General features: G+C 75.4%; 23 protein-coding genes. 21 read left to right on the top strand and 2 right to left on the bottom strand.

The window, feature by feature from the left end; translation table 11 throughout:
• The first annotated feature begins 130 nt into the window (after window positions 1-130).
• The 6 genes from ftsH (at window position 131) to BLS21_RS12735 (ending at window position 5,165) form a co-directional block, all read left to right on the top strand.
• Entirely contained in the window at window positions 131-2,119 is a 1,989-nt protein-coding gene (gene ftsH / locus BLS21_RS12760) for an ATP-dependent zinc metalloprotease FtsH (protein WP_091218690.1), read from the top strand.
• On the top strand, window positions 2,116-2,754 hold the full coding sequence (gene folE / locus BLS21_RS12755) for a GTP cyclohydrolase I FolE (RefSeq protein ID WP_091218687.1): 639 nt from the start codon (window positions 2,116-2,118) through the stop codon (window positions 2,752-2,754). Before ftsH ends, folE begins: the two co-directional genes overlap by 4 nt.
• A gap of 76 nt (window positions 2,755-2,830) precedes the next feature.
• Window positions 2,831-3,691, top strand: a complete 861-nt coding sequence (folP, locus tag BLS21_RS12750; RefSeq protein ID WP_217636116.1) for a dihydropteroate synthase — start codon at window positions 2,831-2,833, stop codon at window positions 3,689-3,691.
• Entirely contained in the window at window positions 3,684-4,070 is a 387-nt protein-coding gene (folB, locus tag BLS21_RS12745) for a dihydroneopterin aldolase (RefSeq protein WP_091218686.1), read from the top strand. The genes folP and folB overlap by 8 nt, the downstream gene beginning before the upstream one ends.
• A 76-nt stretch (window positions 4,071-4,146) precedes the next feature.
• Complete coding sequence (folK, locus tag BLS21_RS12740) at window positions 4,147-4,653, top strand: 2-amino-4-hydroxy-6-hydroxymethyldihydropteridine diphosphokinase (protein ID WP_091218683.1); 507 nt, start codon at window positions 4,147-4,149, stop codon at window positions 4,651-4,653.
• Between the two features lie 5 nt (window positions 4,654-4,658).
• Window positions 4,659-5,165: a DUF3180 domain-containing protein gene (locus tag BLS21_RS12735; protein ID WP_245700378.1), complete on the top strand. Its 507-nt coding sequence runs from the start codon at window positions 4,659-4,661 to the stop codon at window positions 5,163-5,165.
• Window positions 5,166-5,239: 74 nt separating this feature from the next.
• Here the strand turns inward: BLS21_RS12735 and BLS21_RS12730 are convergent, their stop codons facing one another.
• Window positions 5,240-6,418, bottom strand: coding sequence for an ABC transporter ATP-binding protein (locus BLS21_RS12730; protein WP_245700377.1), 1,179 nt, complete (start codon window positions 6,416-6,418; stop codon window positions 5,240-5,242).
• A gap of 3 nt (window positions 6,419-6,421) precedes the next feature.
• Between BLS21_RS12730 and BLS21_RS12725 the strand changes: the two genes are divergently transcribed.
• The 5 genes from BLS21_RS12725 to BLS21_RS12710 all read left to right on the top strand — a co-directional run bounded on the left by BLS21_RS12725 (window position 6,422) and on the right by BLS21_RS12710 (window position 10,886).
• Window positions 6,422-7,144 (top strand): ABC transporter permease, encoded by a 723-nt coding sequence (locus tag BLS21_RS12725; RefSeq protein WP_217636115.1) that lies wholly within the window; start codon window positions 6,422-6,424, stop codon window positions 7,142-7,144.
• Window positions 7,141-7,872, top strand: coding sequence for an ABC transporter permease (locus tag BLS21_RS12720; RefSeq protein ID WP_091219179.1), 732 nt, complete (start codon window positions 7,141-7,143; stop codon window positions 7,870-7,872). The genes BLS21_RS12725 and BLS21_RS12720 overlap by 4 nt, the downstream gene beginning before the upstream one ends.
• Before the next feature lie 200 nt (window positions 7,873-8,072).
• Window positions 8,073-9,083: a glycine betaine ABC transporter substrate-binding protein gene (locus BLS21_RS12715; RefSeq protein WP_091218677.1), complete on the top strand. Its 1,011-nt coding sequence runs from the start codon at window positions 8,073-8,075 to the stop codon at window positions 9,081-9,083.
• A 309-nt stretch (window positions 9,084-9,392) separates the two neighbouring features.
• Window positions 9,393-9,500: a LamG domain-containing protein gene (locus BLS21_RS25575; RefSeq protein ID WP_139177106.1), complete on the top strand. Its 108-nt coding sequence runs from the start codon at window positions 9,393-9,395 to the stop codon at window positions 9,498-9,500.
• 90 nt (window positions 9,501-9,590) lie between these two features.
• Entirely contained in the window at window positions 9,591-10,886 is a 1,296-nt protein-coding gene (locus BLS21_RS12710) for a DUF6779 domain-containing protein (RefSeq protein ID WP_091218675.1), read from the top strand.
• On the opposite strand, the gene BLS21_RS12705 is transcribed toward BLS21_RS12710, so the two are convergent.
• Window positions 10,802-11,554 carry an SDR family oxidoreductase gene (locus BLS21_RS12705; protein WP_091218672.1) on the bottom strand — a complete coding sequence of 251 codons (753 nt, stop codon included), beginning with the start codon at window positions 11,552-11,554 and terminating at the stop codon, window positions 10,802-10,804. The two genes, BLS21_RS12710 and BLS21_RS12705, sit on opposite strands and share 85 nt — an antisense overlap.
• Window positions 11,555-11,818: 264 nt before the next feature.
• On the opposite strand from BLS21_RS12705, the gene BLS21_RS12700 reads away from it, so the two are divergent.
• The 10 genes from BLS21_RS12700 to BLS21_RS12655 all read left to right on the top strand — a co-directional run bounded on the left by BLS21_RS12700 (window position 11,819) and on the right by BLS21_RS12655 (window position 20,525).
• Complete coding sequence (locus BLS21_RS12700; protein WP_091218670.1) at window positions 11,819-12,778, top strand: Rossmann-like and DUF2520 domain-containing protein; 960 nt, start codon at window positions 11,819-11,821, stop codon at window positions 12,776-12,778.
• A 28-nt stretch (window positions 12,779-12,806) separates the two neighbouring features.
• A complete protein-coding gene (gene panC, locus BLS21_RS12695; RefSeq protein WP_091218668.1) occupies window positions 12,807-13,655 on the top strand; it encodes a pantoate--beta-alanine ligase in 849 nt (282 codons plus the stop codon).
• Complete coding sequence (gene panD, locus BLS21_RS12690; RefSeq protein WP_281241935.1) at window positions 13,652-14,146, top strand: aspartate 1-decarboxylase; 495 nt, start codon at window positions 13,652-13,654, stop codon at window positions 14,144-14,146. Before panC ends, panD begins: the two co-directional genes overlap by 4 nt.
• Window positions 14,143-15,819, top strand: coding sequence for an L-aspartate oxidase (locus tag BLS21_RS12685; protein WP_091218665.1), 1,677 nt, complete (start codon window positions 14,143-14,145; stop codon window positions 15,817-15,819). Before panD ends, BLS21_RS12685 begins: the two co-directional genes overlap by 4 nt.
• Window positions 15,820-15,862: 43 nt before the next feature.
• The gene (gene nadC, locus BLS21_RS12680; protein ID WP_091218662.1) at window positions 15,863-16,777 is read left to right on the top strand and encodes a carboxylating nicotinate-nucleotide diphosphorylase; all 915 of its coding nucleotides are present in this window, start codon (window positions 15,863-15,865) and stop codon (window positions 16,775-16,777) included.
• Between the two features lie 3 nt (window positions 16,778-16,780).
• A complete protein-coding gene (locus BLS21_RS12675; RefSeq protein WP_091218659.1) occupies window positions 16,781-17,602 on the top strand; it encodes a type III pantothenate kinase in 822 nt (273 codons plus the stop codon).
• 11 nt (window positions 17,603-17,613) lie between these two features.
• Window positions 17,614-19,113, top strand: a complete 1,500-nt coding sequence (lysS, locus tag BLS21_RS12670) for a lysine--tRNA ligase (protein ID WP_091218656.1) — start codon at window positions 17,614-17,616, stop codon at window positions 19,111-19,113.
• A gap of 149 nt (window positions 19,114-19,262) precedes the next feature.
• A complete protein-coding gene (locus tag BLS21_RS12665; RefSeq protein WP_091218653.1) occupies window positions 19,263-19,616 on the top strand; it encodes a histone-like nucleoid-structuring protein Lsr2 in 354 nt (117 codons plus the stop codon).
• A gap of 307 nt (window positions 19,617-19,923) precedes the next feature.
• The gene (locus BLS21_RS12660) at window positions 19,924-20,247 is read left to right on the top strand and encodes a hypothetical protein (protein ID WP_091218650.1); all 324 of its coding nucleotides are present in this window, start codon (window positions 19,924-19,926) and stop codon (window positions 20,245-20,247) included.
• 83 nt (window positions 20,248-20,330) lie between these two features.
• A complete protein-coding gene (locus BLS21_RS12655; protein ID WP_091219175.1) occupies window positions 20,331-20,525 on the top strand; it encodes a hypothetical protein in 195 nt (64 codons plus the stop codon).
• Window positions 20,526-20,574 lie beyond the last annotated feature (49 nt).

Raw genomic sequence — 20,574 nt, 5'->3', positions numbered from 1 at the left:
GGTGTACCGTCGATCCAACGACGCTGCACCGTAGCGCCAGGGTGCCCGCCCGGGCCGCAGGGAGCGTCCCCCGGACGATCAGGAGGGTGGACGGGACAGGCCGGAGGACCCGGCCGCCCGGCATCGGTGTATGGAACGCAAGAAGATCTTCCGCTCCGTGTGGTTCTGGGTCGTCCTCGTCGTCCTCCTGGCGTTGGCGTTCTCCTCGCTGTTCCGCGGCAACGGCGGCTTCCAGGAGGTCAGCACCGCGACCGCGCTCGAGCAGATCGAGAACGGCAACGCCCGCCAGGTCACGATCAACGACAAGGAACAGACGCTCGACCTCGAGCTGGACAACCCGGTCGAGGGCAGCGACCAGATCACCGCGTCCTACCCGCTCGGTGCCGCCGACGACGTCTTCGACCTGGTCTCCGGCCTGGGTGACGGCGAGGGTGTCGACTTCAACACCAACGTCACGCAGGACAGCGTCCTGGTCAGCCTGCTGATCAGCTTCCTGCCGTTCGTGATCCTCCTGCTCCTGCTGTTCTGGCTGTTCAACTCCATGCAGGGCGGCGGCCGCGGGGTCATGGCCTTCGGCAAGTCCAAGGCCAAGCAGATCACCAAGGACAGCCCGAAGACGACGTTCGCCGACGTCGCGGGCGCCGACGAGGCCATCGAGGAGCTCCACGAGATCAAGGACTTCCTGGCCAACCCGGTGAAGTTCCAGGCCGTCGGCGCCAAGATCCCCAAGGGCGTGCTGCTGTTCGGCCCTCCCGGGACCGGCAAGACGCTGCTGGCCCGCGCCGTCGCCGGCGAGGCCGGGGTGCCGTTCTTCTCGATCTCCGGCTCCGACTTCGTCGAGATGTTCGTCGGTGTCGGCGCCAGCCGGGTCCGCGACCTGTTCGAGCAGGCCAAGCAGAACGCGCCGGCGATCATCTTCGTCGACGAGATCGACGCCGTCGGCCGGCACCGCGGCGCCGGCATGGGCGGCGGGCACGACGAGCGCGAGCAGACGCTCAACCAGATGCTCGTCGAGATGGACGGCTTCGACGTCAAGGGCGGCGTCATCATGATCGCCGCCACGAACCGGCCGGACATCCTCGACCCGGCGCTGCTGCGCCCGGGCCGCTTCGACCGGCAGATCGCCGTCGACCGCCCCGACCTCGAGGGCCGCAAGCGGATCCTCGAGGTGCACGCCAAGGGCAAGCCGCTCGCCCCGGACGTCGACCTGGAGACCGTGGCCCGCCGCACGCCCGGCTTCACCGGCGCCGACCTGGCCAACGTGCTCAACGAGGGCGCGCTGCTCACCGCACGCACCAACGGCACGGTCATCACCGACGCCGTCCTCGAGGAGGCGATCGACCGCGTCATCGCCGGCCCCGAGCGCAAGACGCGGGCGATGAGCGAGAAGGAGAAGAAGGTCACCGCCTACCACGAGGGCGGCCACGCCCTGGTGGCGCACGCACTGCCCAACCTGGACCCGGTGCACAAGGTGACGATCCTGCCGCGCGGCCGCTCGCTGGGGCACACGCTCGTGCTGCCGACCGAGGACAAGTACACGCAGACCCGGTCGGAGATGATCGACACCCTCGCCTACGCGCTGGGTGGCCGGGCGGCCGAGGAGCTCGTCTTCCACGAGCCCACCACCGGCGCCGGCAACGACATCGAGAAGGCGACCGGCATGGCGCGGGCGATGGTCACCCAGTACGGCATGAGCGCCAAGCTCGGTGCGGTGAAGTACGGCAGCAACGAGTCCGAGCCGTTCCTCGGCCGCGACATGGGCACCCGGCCGGACTACTCCGAGGCCGTCGCGGCCGACATCGACGCGGAGATCCGCGCCCTGATCGAGGCCGCGCACGACGAGGCGTGGGAGATCCTGGTCGAGTACCGGGGCGTCCTCGACCAGCTCGTGCTCGAGCTGATGGAGAAGGAGACCCTGTCCAAGGAGGACATGGCCCGCATCTGCGCGCCGGTCACCAAGCGCCCGTCGCTGGCCCCGTACAACGGCTTCGGCAAGCGCACGCCGTCGGACCAGCCGCCGGTGCTGACCCCGGCCGAGCGGGCCGCCCAGAACGGCAACGGCCACGTCGGCCACGGGAGCACGGCCGTGGGGGACGTCGGCGCCCCGGCGCAGAGATGAGCCAGATCCCGGCCGGGGTGGGTGGGGACGAGGACCGCGCCGACCTGCTGCTGGAGCGGCCGCGGACGGGTGTCGACCACGCCCGTGCCGTGGCCGCCGTGCGCGAGCTGCTGCTGGCCGTCGGCGAGGACCCCGACCGTCCCGGCCTGCAGGCCACCCCCGACCGGGTCGCCCGCGCGTACGCCGAGACCTTCGCCGGGCTGTGGCAGGACCCGGCCGAGGTCCTGGCGACGACCTTCGACGAGGACCACGACGAGATGGTCCTGGTCAAGGACATCCCGATGTACTCGACCTGCGAGCACCACCTGGTGCCCTTCCACGGGGTCGCGCACGTCGGCTACATCCCGGGCGAGGACGGGCGGGTCACCGGCCTGTCCAAGCTGGCCCGGCTGGTGGAGGTCTACGCCCGGCGCCCGCAGGTGCAGGAGCGGATGACCAGCCAGATCGCCGACGCGCTGGCCGACGTCCTCAAACCGCGCGGCGTGCTCGTGGTGATCGAGGCCGAGCACCTGTGCATGGCCATGCGCGGCATCCGCAAGCCCGGCTCGTCCACGGTCACCTCGGCCGTGCGCGGCATCTTCCGGGAGAGCGCGGCGACCCGCAGCGAGGCGATGAGCCTCGTGCTGGGTCGGTGAAGGCGACAGCGGGTGAGCATCGCATGAGCTCGGCGAGCGAGGAGCGGAGCGAGTGCGGAGCCGAACAGGGGCGACGGTGACCCTCCTCCCTCTCCCGCGCCCCGACCACTGCGTGGTCATGGGGGTCCTCAACGTCACGCCCGACTCCTTCTCCGACGGCGGCTGCTTCGCCGACGCCGGCACGGCCGTCGCCCACGGCCTGGCGATGCACGCCGCCGGCGCCGACTACGTCGACGTCGGTGGGGAGTCCACCCGGCCCGGTGCGGACCGGGTGGACGCCGAGGAGGAGTGCCGCCGGGTCGTCCCCGTGATCCGTGAGCTGTCCGCCGCCGGGGTGCGCGCCAGCGTCGACACCACCCGCGCCGAGGTGGCCGAGGCGGCCCTCGAGGCGGGCGCGGTGCTCGTCAACGACGTGAGCGGCGGCCTGGCCGACAAGAACATGGCCGAGCTGGTCGCCGAGGCCGGCGTCCCCTGGGTGCTCATGCACTGGCGCGGACACAGCCGCGAGATGTACGCCGCCGCCCAGTACGGGGACGTCGTCACCGAGGTCTGCGCCGAGCTCACCGCCCGGGTCGAGGACGTCGTCGCCGCGGGCGTCGCGCCCGAGCAGCTGGTGCTCGACCCCGGGCTGGGCTTCGCCAAGCGCGCCGAGCACAACTGGCGGCTGCTGGCCGGCCTCGACCGCGTCGTCGGCCTGGGCCTGCCGGTGCTCGTCGGCGCCTCCCGCAAGTCCTTCCTCGGCCGGCTGCTCGCCGACGCCGACGGCACGCTGCGGCCGGCCGAGCAGCGGGACGCCGCCACGCTGGCCACCACCGTGCTCGCCGCGGAGGCCGGCGCCTGGGGGGTGCGCGTGCACGACGCCGCGGCCTCGGTCGACGCCGTCCGCACCGTCGCAGCCGTCCAGGCGGCCCGTCGCGAGGGCGAGCGCCGTGGCTGACACCCACCCACCCCTCCGCCCCGACCGCATCGCCGTCCGGGGCCTGACCGCGCACGCCTTCCACGGCGTGTACGAGGCCGAGCGCCGGCTGGGGCAGACCTTCCGCGTCGACGCCGTCCTGGAGCTCGACACCGCGCCGGCCGCCGCCGACGACGACCTCGAGCGCACGGTCAACTACGCCGAGCTGGCCCGCGCGCTGCACAGCGTGCTGACGGGGGAGCCGGTCGACCTGCTGGAGACCCTCGCCCAGCGGCTGGCCGACGTCTGCCTGGACGACCCGCTGGTCGACGCCGTCGAGATCACCGTGCACAAGCCGGAGGCCGACCTCGGCGTCCCCTTCGACGACGTCACGGTCAGCATCCGGCGGGAGCGGACGTGAGCGAGCTCGCGAGCTCACGCAGGAGCACGGCAGCCGGGCGGCGGAGCGGGTCGACGAGCGCCGGCGAGGCGACCCGGTGAGTCGCGCGGTCCTGTCGCTGGGCGCGAACCTGGGGGACCGCGCCGCCGCGCTGCGCACCGCGATCACCGCGCTCAAGGACGACGGCGTGCTGGTGGCCCGCTCGACGCTGTACGAGACCCCGCCGTGGGGGCCGGTCGAGCAGCCGCCGTACCTCAACGCGGTGGTCGTCGTCCGGGGCGACCGGGACGCCGCCGGCTGGCTGGCCCGCGCGCAGGAGCTGGAGCAGGCGGCCGGGCGCACCCGCGACGTGCGCTGGGGCCCGCGCACCCTCGACGTCGACGTCGTCACGGTCACCGGGGACGACGGCCGGCCGGTCCTCTCCGACGACCCCGCGCTCACGCTGCCGCACCCCCGGGCGCACGAGCGGGCCTTCGTGCTGGTGCCGTGGGCCGGCCTCGACCCCACCGCGGTGCTGCCGGGCCGCGGCCGGGTGAGCGAGCTGCTGGCCGCGCTGCCGCCGGAGGACGTCGCGGCCGTCGTCCGCTGGGAGCACCTGCATTGAGGCCGGTGAACCGGCGCGACCTGCTGGTCCTCGCCGCCGGTCTGGCCGTCGCCACCTGGCTGGTGGTGCGGGCGGGCTACGGCTCGCTGCCCGCGCTGCGCTGGTGGCTCCCGGTGCCGCTCGGCGTGCTGGCCCTGGCCGAAGCACTCGGTGCCCGCACCCTGCGCGCCCGGCTGGCCGCCCAGCGGGACCGCCGTCCCCCGGCCGAGCGGGGCAGCGCGCCGGTCCGGCCGGTCGAGCCCATGCTCGTGGCCCGGCTCGCGGTCCTGGCCCAGGCCAGCGCGTACGTCGGCGCGGCGTTCGTCGGCACCTGGGTGGGCGTGCTGCTCTACGTGGGGCCGGCGGTCCCGCGGCTGCAGACCGCCGGGTCCGACGCCGTCACCGGGGTCGTCGGGGTGGTCTGCTCCGCGGCCCTGGCCGCCGCCGCGCTGTGGCTGGAGTCGGTCTGCCGCATCCCGCGAGACCCCTCGTCGTCCTCCGGACGACACCGCGGCCAGGAGCCGTCCCCCTGATGCGGTGAGCCGCTGCCCATGTCCCGGTCGAGAGGCCTCCGGCCCCCGCGACCGGTCCACGCTGCGGTGGTCGGTCAGGCAGGCGCGTCGCCATGGACCGATCTCCGCAAGGCGGCGTGCACGGCCGCGGGGGTGAGGACGCCGAGGTAGCGGTCGCCGTCGAGCACCGGCACCCATCCGGCGTCGGTCTGCAGGATCGTGGCCAGCGCCGTCCGCAGGGAGGCCTGCACCGGCACCGCGCCGTTCGGGGGGACGACGGCCGAGGCGACCGTCCCCGCCCCCGCGGCGCGGTCGGCGGGCAGCCACCCGGCCGGGCGGCCGCCGTGGTCGAGGACCACCGCCCAGCCGGTCCCGGCGCGGTCGAGCGCCGCCCCGGCCTCCGCGAGGCCGTCGGTCAGCCCCACCACCGGCGGGTGCTCGAGGTCGGCGGGCTCGATCGGGGTCACGGCGAGCCGCTTGAGCCCGCGGTCGGCGCCGACGAAGTCGGCCACCGTCCGGTTGGCGGGGCGGCCCAGCAGCTCGGCGGGCGGGGCGAACTGCTCGACGTGCCCACCCGTGCTCATCACCGCGATGCGGTCGCCGAGCCGCACCGCCTCCTCGATGTCGTGGGTGACGAAGACGATGGTCTTGCGCACCGTCTCCTGCAGCCGGAGGAACTCTGACTGCAGCCGCGCGCGCACCACCGGGTCGACGGCGGAGAACGGCTCGTCCATCAGCAGGACGCCGGGGTCGGCGGCCAGCGCGCGGGCCACGCCGGCCCGCTGCCGCTGCCCGCCGGAGAGCTGGGCGGGGTAGCGGTCGCCGTGGACGGCGGGGTCGAGGCCGACCAGGGTGAGCAGTTCCTCGACCCGGTCGCGGATCTCGCGGCGGTCCCAGCCGAGCAGCCGGGGGACGGTCGCGACGTTGGCCCGCACCGTCTGGTGGGGGAAGAGCCCGACGCTCTGGATGACGTAGCCGATGCGGCGGCGCAGCCGGTCGGCGTCGACCCGGGTGACGTCCTCGCCGCCGAGCAGGATGCGGCCGGTCGTCGGCTCGATGATCCGGTTGACCATCTTCATCGTCGTCGTCTTGCCGCAGCCCGACGGGCCGACCAGCACCGACAGCTCGCCGGCGGCGAAGGTGAGGTCGAGCTCGGCCACGCCCACGGTGCCGTCGGGGTAGACCTTGCTGACCCCCTCGAGCCGGATCTCGGGGGCGTCGCCGGCTGCGGGGTCCGCCCGGCGCAGCGGCGAGGCGGCGGCAGTAGCGTCCACGGCGTGGCCTCCCTGGGTGCGCTGAGCGCGACGAGCGGCCCGGCGGCCCCGGTGCTCGCCGCGGACGAGGCGCCGAACCCCTGGTTCGACCCGTCCTACGTGACCGACAACTGGGACACCATTGTGGGCCACCTCGGCCAGCACGTCAGGCTCACCGTGGGCGCCGTGCTGCTCGGCGCGCTGGTCGCGCTGCCGCTCGCGCTGCTCGCCCGGCGCACCCGGTTCCTGGCCGGCCCGGTCCTCGGCCTGAGCTCGGTCGTCTACACCATCCCGTCCCTGGCGATGTTCGCGTTCCTCGCGCCGTTCACCGGGCCGCTGTCGGCGACCACGGTGCTGATCGGGCTGACGCTCTACACCCTGGTGGTCCTGGTGCGGAACTTCCTCGCGGGGCTGCAGGGCGTGCCCGCGGACGTGCGCGAGGCCGCCCGCGGCATGGGCTACGGCTCCGCGCGGCTGTTCTTCCGCGTCGACCTGCCGCTGGCCCTGCCGGCCTTCATGGCGGGCCTGCGGATCGCCACGGTCTCCACCGTCGCCCTGGTCACCGTCGGGGTCATCACCGGCAACGGCGGGCTGGGGCAGCTCATCATCGGCGGTCTGAACGCCAACTTCTACCGGGCCGAGATCGTGACCGGCGCCGTCGGCTGCGTGCTGCTCGCGATGGTCGCCGACGTGCTCATGGCCGGGCTGGAGCGGCTGCTCACGCCGTGGACGAGGGCCGTGCGGTGAGTGCGTTCGGCGAGGCGTTCGTCTACCTCAACGACCCGTTCAACTGGACCCGGACCGGCGGCATCCTCGACCTGCTGGTCCAGCACCTGCGGATCTCCGCGCTGGCCGTGCTGCTCGCCGCCGTCCTCGCCGTCCCCACCGGGGTGCTGCTGGGCCGCAGCGGCCGGGGCGTGGGGGCGGTCGTCGTCGTCTCCAACGTGAGCCGGGCCGTGCCCACCCTCGCCCTGCTCACCGTCCTGGCGGTCACCCCGCTGGGGTTCAGCGAGACCGGCACCGTCCTGGCGCTGGCCGCCTTCGCCGTCCCGCCGATGCTCACCAACACCCACGTCGGCTTCCGCGAGGTCGACCGCGACGTGCGCGAGGCCGCTCGGGCGATGGGCATGAGCCGCGGCCAGATGCTGACCCGGGTCGAGTTCCCGCTCGCCCTGCCGCTGGTCGCGACCGGCGTGCGGACGGCGGCGGTGCAGGTCGTGGCCACCGCGACCCTGGCCGCGCTGGTCGGCGGGGGAGGGCTCGGGCGGATCATCAACCTCGGCTTCGGCCAGCAGGACACCGGGGTGATCCTGGCCGGCGCCGTGCTGGTGGCCGCCCTGGCGCTGCTCACCGAGCTCCTGCTCGTGCTGCTCTCGACGGCGGTGACGCCCGGCCCGCGCCGGTGGCCGCTGCGGCCGGTGCGGGCGTCGCGTGCCGGCGAGCCCGAGCCGACGTCGTCGGGCGTCCCCTCGTGACGGTGGCCCCTCTGCGGGGGCCCGCCGCGAGCCTGCGAGTGGTGGGGGGCAGAGGGGTCCTCCAGGTAACAACCGGGCAACACCTGGCCGGTGCGCGTGGCTGCGCCGGGTGGTCAGGAGTTGCATGGCCTGCGCGGGGCTCCCCCCGCCAGACACGCGCCGCGGCCCCGTGGCCGCGCGGGACACAGAAGGCGGGCCACATGCGCAGCCGTGCACGGATCCTCGTCCCCCTGACCCTCACCGGGCTGCTGCTCACCGCCTGCGGCGAGTCCGGCTCCTCGGGCACCGGCGGCGCCGAGGCCAGCGGCGGCGCGTCCGGCGACGCCTGCGCCCCCGTGGCCGGCGAGCAGCTCGTCGTGCTCGAGGACGATCAGCAGCTACAGAACGCCGACAACATCGTCCCGGCGGTCAACATGGCCACCGCGCAGGCGAACCCGGCGCTGCTGCCGGCGCTCGACGCGGTGTCCGAGGCGCTGACCACCGAGGAGCTGATCGACCTCAACGCCGCCGTCGACCTCGAGCGGCAGAGCGCCGAGGACGTCGCGGCCACCTGGGTCGAGGAGAACGTCGACACCGCCGCCCTCGAGCAGGGCAGCGGCCCGATCGCGGTGGGTGGCTCGAACTTCACCGAGTCGACGATCCTGGCCAACGTCTACGCCGACGTCCTCGCCGGCGCCGGCTTCGACGCCTCGGTGCGCGAGGTCGGCAACCGGGAGCTCTACCTGCCCGCGCTCATCTCCGGCTCGGAGATCCAGGTCTTCCCGGAGTACCTGTCGACGGTGACCGAGTTCCTCAACCGGCAGGCCAACGGCCCGAGCGCCGAGCCGGTCGCCAGCGGTGACGTGCAGGAGACGGTGAACGCGCTGCAGCCGCTCGCCGAGCAGGCCGGCCTGGTCTTCGGCGAGCCGTCAGAGGCCGCCGACCAGAACGCCTTCGCCGTGACCCAGGCCTTCGCAGAGGGGCTCGGCGTCTCCACCCTGTCCGAGCTGGCCGACGCGTGCGGCGACGGGTCGCTGGTCCTGGGTGGTCCCACGGAGTGCCCGGAGCGGCCGTTCTGCCAGCCCGGCCTGGAGGAGACCTACGGCCTGCAGTTCGCCGACTTCCGCGAGCTGGACGCCGGCGGTCCGCTGACCAAGGCGGCGCTGCAGCAGGGCGAGGTCTCCATCGGGTTGGTCTTCAGCTCCGACGGCGCGCTCGCGCAGCAGGGCTGAGCCGGCGCTCCCGCCCGGCCGGCACCGGCCGACCGGGGGCAGTCGCTCGTCGCGGGAGGGGAGGGCAGCCGCGGTACCGGGCCGGCGCGCCGGCGTCGGCGGGGTGGGCGCTGCCCGGAGGGCCGTCCCGCGCCCGACCACGTGGGCTCACGGTGCCCCGGGTGCGGCGTCGATGCCTCCTCGGACCGGGGACGGGGACATCCCCGACGCCTGTGGTGCGGACGCCGGCTCGAGGACGTCACCTGATGGTCCGGGACCAGCACCGGCTTCTGGCGCTGGGGCGGCGGGGGCGACTAGAGCACCTTCCCGGTGCAGCCGGGCGCGGTCTCGTTCGCCGGCCGATTGGACGAGGCGTCGGTGTACGACCGGGAGCTGACGCCGGAGGACGTCGCCATCCACTGGAGCGCCAGCTCCTGAGCGCTCGGGTCCCGGGTGCCCGGAGGTCCACTGCGTCGCCGCTCGATGCGTTCCGTGGTCAGGAGCCTTCGCACCGTTACCCTGATCATCATGCGGAGGGACCGGGGCGACGTGCCGGCGCGCCGCCACGGCCACCGCGGCCGGTCCGCCGGTCCGGCGTCCCCGGTACTGCGGACGGCGGGGCTGGCCGGGGGCTCCTGCCTCGCGGTCGCCGCCACCGTCGTCGTCCTCCTGACCGACGATCCGCGGCTCCTGCGGCTCGCCGTCGTCGGTGCGGCCTGGGCGTTCGTCCTCGCCGCGCTGGTCAGGTCCCGCCCGGCCGCTGACGCGTCCTCGCCGGCCCGGGGACAGCCGGCCGCCGCCGAGCGCGCCGACCTCGAGCGGGCGGCGGCCGAGCGCGAGGCCGAGTTGCGGTCGGCCCACGACCGGGAGCTGGAGCGTGCGGTCGCCGCGCGCCGGGAGCACGAGCTGCGGGTGGAGGACGACCTGCGGTGCACGACCGAGCAGTCGATGCGCGCCGAGCTGGAGGCGCTGCGCGTGGAGCTCGCCACGCTCGGCGAGCTGCGACGGGAGATGGCCCAGGTGGCCGAGCTGCGCCGGGACCTGGCCGGGCTGCGCACCGCCCTGGCCGGCCTCGACCCCGCCGCCCTGGCCGAGCTGCGCACCGACGTCGGCCGCCTGCGCACCGAGCTCCGCGGGCAGCTCTCCGGCGAGATGCTCGTCGAGCGCGTCATGCTGCGCACCCCGTCCACCCGGCCCGCACCCGAGCCCGGCGCGCCGCGGACGGTGGAGGCCGACAGCCGGACCTCCCCGGCGCCGGAGCTGACCGCAGCCCGGCCGGCCGTGCGGGCCGACGAGCCGCCTGCGGGCACCCACCAGCCGGACGAGGTCCGCGCCGAGCCGCGCCGGGCGCCCGCGCCGCCCCCCCGACGCCGGGCTGGCCGGTCGGCCGGTCGCTGCTGGCCGCGCCTGCGACGTCCCGACCCGAGGCCGGGCCGCGCGGGTGCGGCACCGACGCCCCGGCCCCCACCGCTGCGCTCCTGCCGGACGCGCCGCTCATCCCCGAGCGCCCGGTCGCCCAGCGGGAGCGCCCGCCGGTCCCCGGGGCGGCCGTGCCCGTGGCAGGGGAACCCGCCCCGGCCGGCGAGGACCCCGGTCGGCGGCTCGCCGAGCTGCCGGCCGAGAGCGGCCTCACCCCGCCGTCCGGCGGTCACCGCCGGCGCCGTCACCGGGAGGACGGCGAGAGCGACGACGTCCTGGCGCGGGTGCTCGGCCGCAGCTGAGCCGTCCGCCGGCTGGTCTCAGGACGGACCGCGGGACAGCGCGCCGCCGTCGAGCACCAGCGTCTGGCCGGTCACCCAGCCCGCGCCGTCGCCGAGCAGGTAGGCCGCCGCCTCGCCGACGTCCTCGGGCACGCCCAGCCGGCCCACCGGGTACTGCGCCGCGACCTCGGCCTCCCGGCCCTCGTAGAGCGCCCCGGCGAAGCGGGTCTTCACCACCGCCGGCGCGACCGCGTTGACCCGCACCGTCGGGCCGAGCTCGACGGCGAGCTGGGTGACGAGGTTGACCAGCGCCGCCTTGCTCACGCCGTAGCCGCCGATCATCGGGGAGGCCTTGAGGCCGGCCACGGAGGCCACGACCAGCACCGAGCCGCCGTGCTCGGCCATCCAGGCCCGCCACGCCTCCTGGACCAGGCCGAGGGTGCCGACGACGTTGGTGTCGAGGATCTTGCGGAAGCCGTCCAGCGAGAGGTCGACCAGCGGGCCGTAGACCGGGTTGATGCCGACGTTGCCGACCAGCATCTCCAGGCTGCCGAAGGTGTCGACGGCGGTGCGCACGGCCTCGGCCCGGTGCTCGGCGTCCCCCGCGTTGCCGGCGACTGCCACCGCCACCTCCGGGCCGCCCAGTGCCGACACCGCCTCGGCCAGCGCGTCCGGCTTGCGGCCGGTCACGACGACCCGCGCCCCGCGCGCCACCAGGCTCCGCGCGATCGCCAGGCCGATGCCCCGGCTCCCGCCGGTGACCAGCGCCGTCCGTCCCTCGAGGGTGCCCACCCGGATCCTCCCGCCGTGCGTCTGCGTCGCCGCCGGACACCGTAGGTGGCCTGTGAGGTGATCCACCCCACAGGGGGAGGCGTTGCACCCGCCGCGAACCGGTCACACACTCGCCTTCGGCGTGACACCCGCGTGACACCTCCGGTCGCAGCGGGCTCCCGCGCCGGCACCACTGCAGGACCGCAACACGCGACGGGCTCCACCGGGAGAGCCCGCGACCACCGAGTCCGGTACCCGCGAGGGACTGGAACGAGAGGTGCACCGATGCCTGCTGCCCGCAGGACGCTCCGCGCTGCCGGTCTCAGCCCGGCGGACGCCGCCCCCGCCCGTCTCCGCGTCGGCATCGTCGGCGCCGGGCGCGTCGGCGCCGTCCTGGGCGCCGCCCTCACCGCCGCCGGCCACGACGTGGTCGCCGCCGCCGGCCTCTCCACCGCCTCCGCCGAGCGCGCCGCCCGGCTGCTGCCCGGCGTGCCGCTGCTGCCCACCGACGAGGTCGTGGCCGCCGCCGACCTCGTGGTGCTCGCCGTCCCCGACGACAGCCTGGCCGGTCTCGTCTCCGGCCTGGCCGAGACCGGCGTCTGGCGGGCCGGCCAGCTGGCCTTCCACACCTCCGGCGCGCACGGCCTGGCGGTCCTCGCCCCGGCCGCACGGGCCGGCGTCCTGCCGCTGGCGCTGCACCCGGCCATGACCTTCACCGGCGCCCCCGAGGACGCCGACCGCCTCGCCGGCGCCCCCTTCGGCGTCACCAGCGCCCCGGAGCACCGGCCGGTGGCCGAGACGCTGGTCCTGGAGATGGGCGGCGAGCCGTTCTTCGTCGCCGAGGCCGACCGCGGGCTGTACCACGCCGCGCTGGTCACCGGCGCCAACCACCTGGTCACGCTGGTCGCCGAGGCCGCGGACCTGCTGCGCACCGCGGGCGTCACCGAGCCCGGCCGGGTGCTGGCCCCGCTGCTCACCGCCGCGCTGGACAACGGCCTGCGCCGCGGCGACCGCGGGCTCACCGGCCCGGTCAGCCGCGGGGACGTCGGCACCGTGCGGCGGCACCTGGACACCCTCACCGAGCGCGCGCCGGACTCGGTGGCGGCGTACGTCGCGCTGGCCCGGCGCACCACCGAGCGCGCGCTGGCGACCGGCCGGCTCAAGCGGCACGAGGGCGCACCGCTGGTCCACCTGCTCGACGGCCACGGTCCGGGTTCGCTCGCGAGCGTGCGAGCGGAGGGCTGACCGTGGTCCTCCCACCGGCGGGGTCCCGGTGAGCGCCACCCCCACCGTCGCGGAGACCGTCGCCGAGCTGCGCGGGCTCGTCGCCGGGCTGCCCGGCCCGGTCGCGCTGGTGCCCACGATGGGCGCCCTGCACGAGGGCCACCGCACCCTCGTGCGCGCCGCCCGGGAGCGGGCCGGCAGCGTCGTCGTCTCGGTGTTCGTCAACCCGACCCAGTTCGGCCCGGGTGAGGACTTCGACCGCTACCCGCGCACCTGGGACGCCGACCTCGCCGCCCTGGCCGAGGAGGGTGCCGACGCCGTCTTCCACCCGTCGGTCGACGAGGTCTACCCGCCGGGCGCGGTGGGCGTGACCGTCCACCCCGGCCCGCTCGGCGACGTCCTCGAGGGCGCCGTCCGCCCCGGCCACTTCACCGGCGTGCTGACCGTCGTCGCCAAGCTCTTCGGGCTGGTGCGGCCCGACCTCGCCGTCTTCGGCGAGAAGGACTACCAGCAGCTCACGCTCGTCCGGGCGATGGCCCGCGAGCTGGCGCTCGGCGTCGAGGTCGTCGGCGTGCCCACCGTCCGGGAGGACGACGGGATGGCGCTGTCCTCCCGGAACCGCTACCTCTCGCCGGAGCAGCGGGTCACCGCCGCCGCGATCTCCCGGGCGCTGCGCGCGGGGGCCGCGGCCGGTCCGCGGGGCGCCGACGCCGTCCTGGGCGCCGCCCGCGCCGTCCTCGCCGAGGCGCCCGGCCTGCTCCAGGACTACCTGGAGCTGACCGATCCCGACCTCGGCCCCCCGCCGGCCGCCGGCCCGGCCCGGCTGCTCGTCGCCGCCCGCGCCGGCAGCACCCGGCTCATCGACAACACCCCTCTGACGCTGGGAGACGCGCGATGATGCGCACGATGCTGAAGTCCAAGATCCACCGCGCGACGGTCACCCAGGCCGACCTGCACTACGTGGGCTCGGTGACGATCGACGAGGACCTCCTCGACGCCGCCGACCTGGTCCCCGGCGAGCAGGTCGCCATCGTCGACGTCACCAACGGCGCGCGGCTGGAGACCTACGTCATCCCCGGCGAGCGGGGCAGCGGCGTCATCGGCATCAACGGCGCCGCCGCGCACCTGGTGCACCCCGGCGACCTGGTCATCCTGATCAGCTACGGCCTGATGGACGAGACCGAGGCCACGTCCCACATCCCGAGGGTCGTGCACGTCGACGCCGCCAACCGCGTCGTCGAGCTCGGCGGCGACCCGTCGGCCCCGGTCCCCGGCGCCACCGACCACGAGCGGAGCCCGCTCGCATCACGGCCTCGTCCCGGGTTCCCTCGCGAGCTCGCGAGCGGAGGGCAGGACGAGCTCCTCCCGCTGGACGTGCCGGTCCGGTGACGACCCTGGCGGCCGGGCGGGTCACCGGGCTCCCGCGGCGCCTCGCCGCGCCGGCGCCCGGCTGGGAGCTGGCCGCCGACGTCTGCGTCGTCGGCTCCGGGATCGCCGGGCTGTGCGTGGCGCTGCACGCCCGGGCGGCCGGGCTGTCGGTCGCCGTCGTCACCAAGGTCCGGGTGGACGACGGGTCGACCCGCTGGGCGCAGGGCGGCATCGCCGCCGTGCTCGACCCCGCCGACACCGCCGAGGCGCACGCCCGCGACACCGAGGTCGCCGGGGTGGGATTGTGCGAGCCCGACGCCGTCTCCGTGCTGGTGCGCGAGGGCCCCGAGCGGTTGCGCCAGCTGATCGACTGGGGTGCGGCCTTCGACCGCGACCCCGACGGGCGGCTGCTGCTCACCCGCGAGGGCGGGCACTCCGCGGACCGGATCGTGCACGCCGGCGGTGACGCCACCGGCTCGGAGGTGCAGCGCGCGCTGCAGGACGCCGTCCGCGCCGACCCCGGCGTCACCCTCGTCGAGCACGCGATGGTGCTCGACCTGCTCACCGACGCCGCCGGCCGCGCCGCGGGCGTGACCCTGCACGTGCTGGGGGAGGGCAGCGCCGACGGCGTCGGCGCGGTGCGCGCACGCGCGGTCGTGCTCGCCACCGGCGGCATGGGGCAGGTCTACGCCGCCACCACCAACCCGCCGGTCTCCACGGGGGACGGCGTCGCCCTCGGCCTGCGCGCCGGCGCGGTCGCCACCGACCTGGAGTTCGTCCAGTTCCACCCCACCGCCCTCTACCTGGGCCCGGACGCGCGCGGCCAGCAACCGCTGGTCAGCGAGGCGCTGCGGGGCGAGGGCGCGGTGCTGCGCGACGGGACGGGGGAGCGGTTCATGGTCGGCGTGCACCCGCTGGCCGAGCTGGCACCCCGGGACGTGGTGGCCAAGGGCATCACCCGGGTGCAGCTGCGCGACGGCGTCGACCACGTGTGGCTCGACGCGCGCGCCGTGCCCGACCTCGCGGGGCGCTTCCCGACGATCGCGGCCAGCTGCCGCGCTGCCGGCGTCGACCCGGTCACCGACCTGGTGCCGGTCACCCCGGCGGCGCACTACGCCTCGGGTGGTCTGGTCACCGACCTGGCGGGCCGGACGACGGTGCCCGGGCTGTACGCCTGCGGCGAGGTGGCCTGCACGGGCGTGCACGGGGCCAACCGGCTGGCGTCGAACTCGCTGCTGGAGGGGCTGGTCTTCGCCGCCCGCATCGGCGCGCAGCTCGCCGCGGGGCTGCCGCCGTCGTCCCCTGTCGTGCCGGTGGCGGCCGCGTCGTCCGGACTGCTCGACCCCGACGGCCGGCGGGACGTCACCGAGACGATGTCGGCGCGGGTCGGCGCACTGCGCAGCGGCGCGGGGCTGACCGAGGCGACCGGCCGGCTGGCCGCCCTCGCCGCGGGGCTCGGCCCGGACGTCGCGCCCGGCGTGGCCGGCTGGGAGGCCACCGACCTGCTCACCGTGGCCGGCGCGCTGGCGACCGCGGCCGCGGTCCGCGACGAGACCCGCGGCTGCCACTGGCGCGAGGACCACCCCGACACCGAGGAGGACTGGCGGGTGCACCTGGACGTGCGGCTGGACGGGGACGGCGCCCTGCAGGTGACCCGCCGTCCGGTGGGGACGCCGGTGGTGAGGGGCTGGTGAGCGAGCGGGCGAGCTCACCGCTGGGTGGACGGGGGCGAGAACCGTGAGCGCCGCAGTGGACCCCCGTGACCTGACCGGCACCGGGCTGGACGAGGCGTGGGTGACCGAGCTGGTCGAGCGCACCCTCGCCGAGGACCTCACCGGCGGCGCGCCACTGCCCAGCGCGCCGGACCTGGCCGTCGCGCACGACGTCACCAGCGCCGCCACCGTGCCGGCCGCGCAGCTGGGCACCGCGGACCTCGTGGCCCGCGCCGACGGCGTCGTCGCCGGCCTGCCGGTCGCCGCCCGCGTCTTCACCCGGCTCGCCCCCGGTGCCACGCTCACCGCGGGCGCCACCGACGGCGACCGGGTGACCCGGGGCGACGTGCTGCTGACCGTGCGCGGGCCGGTGCGCGCCCTGCTGGCCGCCGAGCGCAGTGCGTTGAACATCGCCAGCCGGGCCAGCGGCATCGCGACCCTCACCCGCCGCTGGGTGGACGCGGTCGAGGGCACCGGCGCCGTCGTGCTCGACACCCGCAAGACCACGCCGGGACTGCGGCCGCTGGAGAAGTACGCCGTCCGCTGCGGCGGCGGGTCGAACAAGCGCATGGGGCTCTACGACGTCGCCATGGTCAAGGACAACCACGTCGCCGCAGCGGGCTCGGTGGCCGCCGCCGTCGCGGCGGTGCGCGAGCGGGCGCCACGGGTGGCGGTGCAGGTCGAGGTCGACGTGCCCGCGCAGGCGGTCGAGGCGGTCGAGGCCGGCGCGGACTTCCTGCTCTGCGACAACATGCCGCCCGACGTCCTGCGCGAGGTCGTCGCCCTGGTGGGCGGACGGGCCGAGCTGGAGGCCACCGGGGGGCTGACCCTCGAGGTGGCCCGGGCGGTCGCCGAGACCGGCGTCGACCACCTCTCGGTGGGGGCGCTCACCCACTCCGCGCCGGTCCTCGACCTCGCGCTCGACCTGCGGGCGGGCTGACCGGTGCTGCTCACCGTCGACGTCGGCAACAGCCAGACCGTCCTGGCCACCTTCGACGGTCCGCGCCGGGTCGGCTGCTGGCGGGTCACGACGGCGCCGCGGGCCACCAGCGACGAGCTGCGGATGCTCTGGCGCGGGCTGCTGCGCGACACCGAGGTCACCGGGGTGTCGGCCTGCTCGACGGTGCCCGCGCTGCTGCCGGCGCTGCGCGCGCTGCTCGACTCCCTCGACGTGCCCGTCGTCCTCATCGGGCCCGGCGTGCGGACCGGGGTCCCGCTGCACGTGGACAACCCGCGCGAGGTCGGCGCCGACCGGGTGGTCACCGCGCTGGCCGCGCACGAGCTGTACGGACGCCGTGCCGACGGGGGCGGGCGCCCGGTCGTCGTCGTCGACTTCGGCACCTCGACCAACGTCGACGCCGTGGGCCCCGACGGGCAGTTCCTCGGCGGCGCGCTGGCCCCCGGCGTCGAGGTCAGCCTCGAGGCGCTCGCCTCCCGCGCGGCGCAGCTGCGCTCCGTCGAGCTGACCGTGCCGCCGCAGGCGATCGGCAAGAACACCGTCGCGGCGCTGCAGTCGGGCCTGGTGCTGGGCTTCGCCGGCCTGGTCGACGGACTGGTCGCCCGGATCGCCGCCGAGCTGGTCGGACAGTTCGGCGCTGCGCCGGTCGTCGTCGCCACGGGCGGGCTGGCACCGTTGGTGGCCGACAGCTGCCGCTCGATCGGGGAGCGGGAGCCCGACCTCACCGTGCACGGGCTGCGGCTGGCCTTCGAGCGGCACGAGGCCGGCCTCCGTCACCCACCGACCCGGAGATCGGCCGCCCCGTAGGGTGGCGACCCGTGACCGAGGTACCGCCGCCTGACGACGAACTCCCCGAACAGCTCCGGGTGCGCCGGGCGAAGCTGGACCGGATGCGCGAGGCCGGTGTCGACCCCTACCCGGTCTCCGTCGCCCGCACGACCACCCTGGCGGAGGTCCGCGAGAAGCACCCCGACCTCGAGCCGGACACGATGACCGGCGAGCGGGTCGGCGTCACCGGGCGGGTGATCTTCGTCCGCAACACCGGCAAGCTGTGCTTCGCGACGCTGCGTGAGGGCGACGCCGAACTGCAGGCGATGCTCTCCCTCGACCGGGTCGGCGAGGAGTCGCTGGCCGCGTGGAAGGCCGACGTCGACCTCGGTGACCACGTGTTCGTCGAGGGCGAGGTCGGGACGTCGCGGCGCGGCGAGCTCTCGGTGTTCGCCGACTCCTGGCAGCTGACCGCCAAGTCGCTGCGGCCGCTGCCGGTGGCGCACAAGCCGATGAGCGAGGAACTGCGGGTCCGTCGCCGGTACGTCGACCTCATCGTCCGCGACGAGGCCCGCCGCACCGTCCGGCAGCGGGCCACGGTGATGTCGACGCTGCGTCGGGAGTTGAGCGCACGCGGTTATCTCGAAGTCGAGACGCCGATGTTGCAGACGGTGCACGGGGGTGCTGCGGCACGGCCGTTCCGCACGCACATGAACGCATTCGACCTCGACCTGTACCTGCGGATCGCGCCGGAGCTGTTCCTCAAGCGGTGCATCGTCGGGGGGCTGGAACGCGTCTTCGAGATCAACCGCAACTTCCGCAACGAGGGTGCCGACAGCACGCACTCGCCGGAGTTCGCGATGCTCGAGGCCTACCAGGCCTATGCCGACTACCAGGTGATGGCGACACTCACCCGCGAACTGACACAGGAATGTTGCGAGGCGTTGTTCGGCGACCACGTTGCGCGACACAACGACGGCACCGAGATCGACCTGTCGGGCGAGTGGCGGCAGGTGCCGCTCCACACGCTGGTCTCCGAGGCCGTCGGCGAGGAGGTCACCCCCGAGACGCCGATGGGGACCCTGCGCGCCCTCGCCGAGCGGCACGACGTCGGGGTGGACCCGGCGTGGGTGTCCGGGAAGGTCGTCGAGGAGCTGTTCGAGGCCCTGGTCCAGGACACGCTGCAGGAACCCACCTTCGTGGTGGACTACCCGGTCGACACCTCGCCGCTGACCCGAGCACACCGATCCCGGCCGGGCCTGGCCGAGAAGTGGGACCTCTACATCGCCGGCGTCGAGCGGGCGACGGCCTACTCCGAGCTGGTCGACCCGGTGGCGCAGCGCGAGCGCCTGGTCGCCCAGTCCCGCCTCGCCGCCCAGGGGGACCCCGAGGCGATGGCCTTCGACGAGGACTTCCTCGAGGCGCTCGAGTACGGGATGCCGCCGACCGGGGGCATGGGGATGGGCATGGACCGACTGATGATGACGCTCACCGGATTGGGCATCCGGGAGACCATCCTCTTCCCCTTGGTGCGGCCGCTCCCCTCCTGAACCGGTCAGCGCACCTCCTCACCCCATTGTGCGGGGTGTGTTTCACCGTGCCGTGAATGGTCTATGGTGCTGTGCGACAGAGAAAAGGGCTGCGGGTCCGGGGTCGAAAGGCCCCGTTCTGCGGAGCGGCGTGGGAGTGGAGAAGGCGAATGGCGCGCAAGGTCCAGGTCATCCTCAGTGACGACCTCGACGAGAACGTCGCCGCGGACGAGACGGTGAGTTTCTCGCTCGACGGCACGAACTACGAGATCGACCTGTCGGAGAAGAACGCGGAGGAGTTGCGGAACGCGTTCTCCCGCTATGTGCAGGCCGCGCGCAAGGTGGGTCGCGGCAGCGGCCGGGCCTCCGGGGGCGGCCGGTCGCGCGCCACCGGGGGCGGTGGCCGCATGGACCGCGAGCAGGCCGGCGCCATCCGGGACTGGGCCCGCAAGAACGGCCACGCGGTCAGCGACCGCGGGCGCATCCCGGCCAGCGTCGTCGAGGCCTACGAGGCCGCGCACTGAAGTGAGGACCCCGTCCTCCCCCCTTCGCAGGCTCAGGGCGGGGCCCGGGACGGGGCCGTTCCAGCACGTCGCCGGGCTCGGCGCGGGACCCTGCGAGAGGGCCACCCGTCCGCCTCGCCGTGGCAAGCCGGCGGCGCGTCTCTGGACGGGGTGACCGCACAGCTCGCGGCGGCCCGGCACCCTTGACGAGGGGGCCGGGCCGCTCGTCGAGGGTGCCGCGGTCGGTCGCTGACGCAGCGTCACCGGCGGCCCGGGGTAGGGACTTTCGACCCTGGGGTGTTCCGGACTGGTTGGTGACGGTTGGTGCATGAGCCAGGACGCGGCCGAGACCACCGTTCCGCGCGACCCGGGGACCCTCACCGGCCGGAGGCCGGTGGACGCCGCGCCCCAGGCCCCCAGCTTCACCGCCAGCCTCGACCAGCGCCACGGCGTCGTCCGGACGCGCGGGCACCTCGACGTCCTCGCCGTGGACCTGCTCCGCGGCAGCATCGTCGCTCTGCAGCGGCGGGGGCACCAGCAGGTCACCGTCCGCCTCGAGCCGCTGGCCACCGCCGACGACGCGGCCCGCGAGGCGCTCGCCCGGCTCGCCGACACGCTGGCCGCCGAGGGCGTCCGGCTGGTGGTCGAGTGAGCACCGTCGAGGGACCCTGGTCCGCTGCGGGGCGTCGTCCCGAGGCCCTCCCGGTCGGGGGGCGCTGGACCGTCGGCGTCGACGTGGCGGCTCCCCGCTCACCCTGGGGCGAGACGTCGCCCAGCCGGCTGCACGCGGTCGGGGACGCCGGTCTGGTCGCCGGCCGGGCCCTCTGCCTCGCTCCGGTCACGCTGCTCGACCCGGCCCTGTGGGTGTGGCCGGACGACGGCGACGAGGAGTGGCCGCTCTGCTGGGTCTGCCTCGCGCTGACCTGCTGAGCCGGGGCTCCCCGCCCGGGACGGGCCGGCCGATCCGGCGCGTGGACCG

This window comes from Geodermatophilus siccatus (assembly GCF_900103785.1).
Taxonomy (GTDB): Bacteria; Actinomycetota; Actinomycetes; order Mycobacteriales; family Geodermatophilaceae; genus Geodermatophilus; species Geodermatophilus siccatus.
This window is presented reverse-complemented; position numbering and strand designations above follow the sequence as displayed.

Bases quoted from the DNA above. Each gene is read 5' to 3' on its own strand.
- ftsH (WP_091218690.1), top strand. From the start codon at position 131: ATGGAACGCAAGAAGATCTTCCGCTCCGTGTGGTTCTGGGTCGTCCTC.
- BLS21_RS12700 (WP_091218670.1), top strand. From the start codon at position 11,819: ATGCCTGCTGCCCGCAGGACGCTCCGCGCTGCCGGTCTCAGCCCGGCG.
- BLS21_RS12715 (WP_091218677.1), top strand. From the start codon at position 8,073: ATGCGCAGCCGTGCACGGATCCTCGTCCCCCTGACCCTCACCGGGCTG.
- BLS21_RS12660 (WP_091218650.1), top strand. From the start codon at position 19,924: ATGAGCCAGGACGCGGCCGAGACCACCGTTCCGCGCGACCCGGGGACC.
- folE (WP_091218687.1), top strand. From the start codon at position 2,116: ATGAGCCAGATCCCGGCCGGGGTGGGTGGGGACGAGGACCGCGCCGAC.
- panD (WP_281241935.1), top strand. From the start codon at position 13,652: ATGATGCGCACGATGCTGAAGTCCAAGATCCACCGCGCGACGGTCACC.
- BLS21_RS12710 (WP_091218675.1), top strand. From the start codon at position 9,591: ATGCGGAGGGACCGGGGCGACGTGCCGGCGCGCCGCCACGGCCACCGC.
- BLS21_RS12665 (WP_091218653.1), top strand. From the start codon at position 19,263: ATGGCGCGCAAGGTCCAGGTCATCCTCAGTGACGACCTCGACGAGAAC.